Annotated in this window: 6 protein-coding genes; 4 read left to right on the top strand and 2 right to left on the bottom strand. The window is 50.5% G+C overall.

Features of this window, described 5'->3' with window-relative positions; all coding sequences use genetic code 11:
- On the top strand, positions 1–266 hold a 266-nt coding region (locus WAO31_RS03235), incomplete at its 5' end, for an ATP-binding protein (protein ID WP_509590199.1).
- A 38-nt stretch (positions 267–304) separates the two neighbouring features.
- Here the strand turns inward: WAO31_RS03235 and WAO31_RS03230 are convergent.
- Positions 305–553 (bottom strand): WhiB family transcriptional regulator, encoded by a 249-nt coding sequence (locus tag WAO31_RS03230; RefSeq protein ID WP_509590202.1) that lies wholly within the window; start codon positions 551–553, stop codon positions 305–307.
- Between the two features lie 183 nt (positions 554–736).
- On the opposite strand from WAO31_RS03230, the gene WAO31_RS03225 reads away from it, so the two are divergent.
- Positions 737–1,138 carry a hypothetical protein gene (locus tag WAO31_RS03225; protein WP_509590197.1) on the top strand — a complete coding sequence of 134 codons (402 nt, stop codon included), beginning with the start codon at positions 737–739 and terminating at the stop codon, positions 1,136–1,138.
- Here WAO31_RS03225 and bcp read toward each other — a convergent pair.
- A complete protein-coding gene (gene bcp / locus WAO31_RS03220) occupies positions 1,135–1,608 on the bottom strand; it encodes a thioredoxin-dependent thiol peroxidase (RefSeq protein ID WP_509590194.1) in 474 nt (157 codons plus the stop codon). The two genes, WAO31_RS03225 and bcp, sit on opposite strands and share 4 nt — an antisense overlap.
- A gap of 87 nt (positions 1,609–1,695) precedes the next feature.
- Between bcp and WAO31_RS03215 the strand changes: the two genes are divergently transcribed.
- Complete coding sequence (locus tag WAO31_RS03215) at positions 1,696–2,550, top strand: UbiA family prenyltransferase (protein ID WP_509590192.1); 855 nt, start codon at positions 1,696–1,698, stop codon at positions 2,548–2,550.
- The gene (locus WAO31_RS03210; RefSeq protein ID WP_509590189.1) at positions 2,547–3,971 is read left to right on the top strand and encodes a phytoene desaturase family protein; all 1,425 of its coding nucleotides are present in this window, start codon (positions 2,547–2,549) and stop codon (positions 3,969–3,971) included. The genes WAO31_RS03215 and WAO31_RS03210 overlap by 4 nt, the downstream gene beginning before the upstream one ends.
- Positions 3,972–4,073 lie beyond the last annotated feature (102 nt).

The raw sequence follows: 4,073 nt of genomic DNA, 5'->3' as shown, positions 1-4,073 counted from the left end.
TGACACTAACCGAGCTTGTCACCAATGCGGCAACTCATGGGCTCGGTGCCCACGGTGGCTTGATTGCCATCAACACAAAGCGAACCGCGAAGCAACTCTCGATTGAGGTCGAGGATAATGGGGTAGGCCTAGCCCAAGATTCGATTGGAACCGGGCTTGGAACTCAGATTATTAGGACCCTCATCGAGGGCGAGCTTCGGGGCAAGATCTCCTGGTTTTCCCCCAAAGAGGGCGGCACCAAGGTCTCTATCTCTTTACCTTTATGAATCAAGCTTGGGCATCAGCTGATGCCCAAAGACAGTTATTAGCTGGCTCTGCGGGCCCTGGCGTACTTGCGCTTTAGCGACTTACGCTCGTCTTCACTCAGGCCACCCCAAACACCGGTGTCCTGGTTTTCCTTGATTGCATACTCTAAGCACTGGCTGGTCACATTGCACTCGCGGCAAACTGCTTTGGCTTGCTCGATCTGGTCAACCGCAGGACCGGTGTTTCCAACCGGAAAGAACAGTTCTGGGTCTTCGTTGAGGCAACGGGCCTGATTTAGCCACTGCATATCCATATGTTTTTATCCTTATTCTTGGCCCCCTAAGGGCCAATACGGTGGGCAAAACGAAATCTCACGTAGGTTTGTGAGGTGCGAAAATTGTGATTTACGCTTGAAGCGGTACACATGTTCTACTCATAATCGTTCCATACTGGGAGCGGTTTGTAAATACCCAAGTTTGTAAGGAACTCCTTGAAACCCTTTAGTTCAGCCCATCCACTGGTACAAACCGTCGTAATTATGCTCTTGGTTGAGGCACTAGCGGTGGCCTGGATTTTCTTTGCCCTTTTACTTGAATTATTGAGTGGAAACGTGATAAACGTTTTTGCTGAAATTTTCCTGATTGTTTTGGCAGCTGGCGCGGTGGCGTGGGTGCTTAATTTCATTCGCGGAATACTGAATAAAAAGCGCTGGGCCCGAAGCGCCGCTTTTTTCTGGCAACTACTTCAAGGTGTGACGGGGGCCGGGGCTTTAGCGGAACAGGGAGTCAACCAAATGCTGGGGGCGTTTCTAGTTTTACTTTCCGCAGCTGTTGTGCTTCTGCTTTTCAACAAGACAGTGGTTTTTCAAACCAATGAAGAAAACGAGAACTAGATCCCGAGCTGCTTGCGCAGGTTGTCAACGTGGCCAGTTGCCTTGACGTTGTAAAGGGCGAGTTCAAGTTTTCCCTTCTCATCGACCACAAAGGTTGAACGAAGAACACCCTCGTAGGTCTTTCCATACATACTCTTGGTTCCGTAAGCCCCGTAGGCTTTGTGGACCTTGAGGTCGGCATCTGAAAGCAACTGGAACTTTAGTTTGTGAGCTTGCTGGAACTTCACCATCTTCTCGACTGGGTCCGGGGAGATACCAAATACCTCGTAGCCAGCCTTGGTCAGAACCTTTAGATTTGAGTTGAAGTCTTCGGCTTCCTTGGTGCAACCAGGGGTTAGAGCAGCCGGGAAGAAGTAGACGATGACCTTTTGACCCTTCAGGCCAGACAGCTTGATCTTGTTGCCCTCCTGGTTAATCAGAGCGAAATCTGGAGCCTTGTCGCCGGTTTCAAGTCTTTTTAGATATGGCATTTACTCTCAATAGGAATTATTGGTGGTTGCTTATTTTTAGTCTAAACCAGCTTTTTTGGGCGGTTAAGCAGTCCATTTACCTTGTCTATGCTTGAACCTATGCTGAAGCGCTTGGTCGAAATCTCGCGACCTGTCCTATGGATTAACACCATAGGAACCACCGTGATTGCGATGTGGCTCGGGGGAGACCTGTGGCGCTGGGATATCATCCCGTTTCTAATCTGGGTCACTTTCCCGTTTAACTTGCTGATTTACGGCATCAACGACATCTTCGATCAGGAAACTGACAACATCAACGCCCGTAAGGGCGGCATGGAGGGAGCCAAGATAAGCCCCTCTGAGGTCAAGCCAATCTTTATTGGGGTGGCGCTAACCAACATTCCATTCTTGATTTACTTCGCTCTGACCGTGCCGCTGGCGGCCATGGGTTGGATACTGGCCTACGCACTCTTTTTCTACTTTTACTCCTCACCGCCATTTAGGTTCAAGGCAAGGCCAGTGTGGGACTCGGTTTCAAACACCGACTATGCCTTCCCGCTGGTGTTCATCCCACTGGCCTTCAGCAACGAACCGGTTTGGTTTGCAGCCATTGGATTGATGATTTGGTCAATGGCCAAGCACACCTTTGACGCCGTGCAGGACATTCCGCAGGATAGCTACGTGAACATAAAGACCACTGCTGTCTGGCTTGGGGTTAAAGGAAGCGCTTACTGGGTTGGCATCTTCTGGCTGATTTCAACCGTGCTTTTTGGGCTGGTCAACATACCGGTTGCAATCGTGAACTTGGTCATCGCCGGGTATCTAACAATTTCTATTTTTAGAAACCCGGTTCCAGAAACCGGCCGGAAGCTCTACCGGCTCTCCATTTTCTTCCCATACCTAGCCGGAGCGGTAGCCGGTGTCCAGCTGGTGTCCGGAATGGTTCTAGGTCTATACCCGTGAAATCAAAATCCATAATTGTTTTGGGTGCTGGTATATCGGGTCTTGCCACCGCTTCACTTTTGGCTAAAGCCGGCAACAAAGTCACCGTAATTGAAGGATCAAGTTGGATTGGCGGCAAGAGCAGAAGAATAGTTGTTGATGGCCAGCGCATGGACACCGGTCCAGCCTTGGTAACTTTTCCCGGAGTCTGGCAAGAATTTATTCGTCGCTACGATTTGCTTGGAAACCAGGCCAAGAAAGCCAACGAGATTGCTCCAATTACTTTTGAGCCGCTTTCAGAGGTCGGTGAATACTTCTATCAGGGCGATAGCTGCTTACTTCCCGTGGAAGAGGGTAATAAGTGGCACGAGCCCTGGGCCAGGTTCGAAAAGATCCACGGCAAGCTCGATAAAGAGATCACCACACTTCTAACCAATACCTCAATGAGCCCCAAGGCCGTGCCGGCGGTTAGCAAGCTGGTTTCAAACTATGGGATTCGGCTAACCACCAAAAGCTACCTGGATGGATTGAAGTGGTTACCGGAAGGCCTCAAAGAGGTCATCTCGATACACACCCTGAATGCCGGCGTTGCCCCAGAATCCACCCTGGCACTATTCGCAACAATGCCTGCGGTGATGGCAACCCAGAAAGTTCTAGTTCCAGTTGGGGGTGTAAACGAAATTCCACTAACCCTGGAAAAGCTAGCTCGCCATGCCGGTGTTGAAATAGTGATGAACGAGAAGGCGATTTCAATCTCCAAGAACAAAGTCACTACTGAGGCACGCGAGTATCAGGCGGAGATTATCATTTCGAGCCTTGATGCCAAGGTCACCGACCGCCTGCTTGGAAAAACCACCAATGAGACCGGCCGCAAGATGTCCTGCTCGGGGGTTGCTATCTACGCAGTTCTAGATCAAGAGCTACCAGAAGGCACCAAGACCCATTCGGTGATCATGCCCGATGACCCGTCAGCTTTGCATAAAGCGCTGGGGGAGAAGAAAGTTCCGAAAGAATCGATGGTTTTTGTGAACTACTACCAGGCAGGCCACATCTACCCAAACAGCAAGTCAACAGTTGCCGTTTTGATTACCGCTCCTGCTGATGGCAAGCACTACGGCATCGAAAGCGAGTTCGCGAAGGCTGAACTTGAAAGAGTGTCAAAGGTCATGGGACTACCTAAGAACATCAAAGAATACTTTGGTTCCTTTGAAGTGTTAGATCCGGAGTACTTCTCGGGTTGGGGAGCAACCGGTGGAGCGCTCTACGGTGAGGCTAGAAAGATTTGGCAGTCCGGCCCGCTACACACTCCCAAACATTCGTCGGTACTTCGCCCTTGGCTTTGGAGGGTGGGAGCATCAACCCATCCCGGCGGTGGCATTCCAGCGGTTCTTGGTGGCTCTCTGATTGCCACCGAAAAGCTCCTGAGACGCCTGGGAGTCTAGTTTGGTTGGGGTATCGGCAGGTGGTATTCTTTAGAGCTGTTGCCCCTTAGGGCAACAAATGCACCTCTAGCTCAATTGGCAGAGCAACTGACTCTTAATCAG

This window comes from Rhodoluna sp., assembly GCF_049276775.1.
In the GTDB taxonomy this organism is placed as follows: Bacteria; Actinomycetota; Actinomycetes; order Actinomycetales; family Microbacteriaceae; genus Rhodoluna.
Note: the sequence above shows the minus strand (reverse complement) of the source record. Positions and strands in the feature narration are given on the sequence as shown.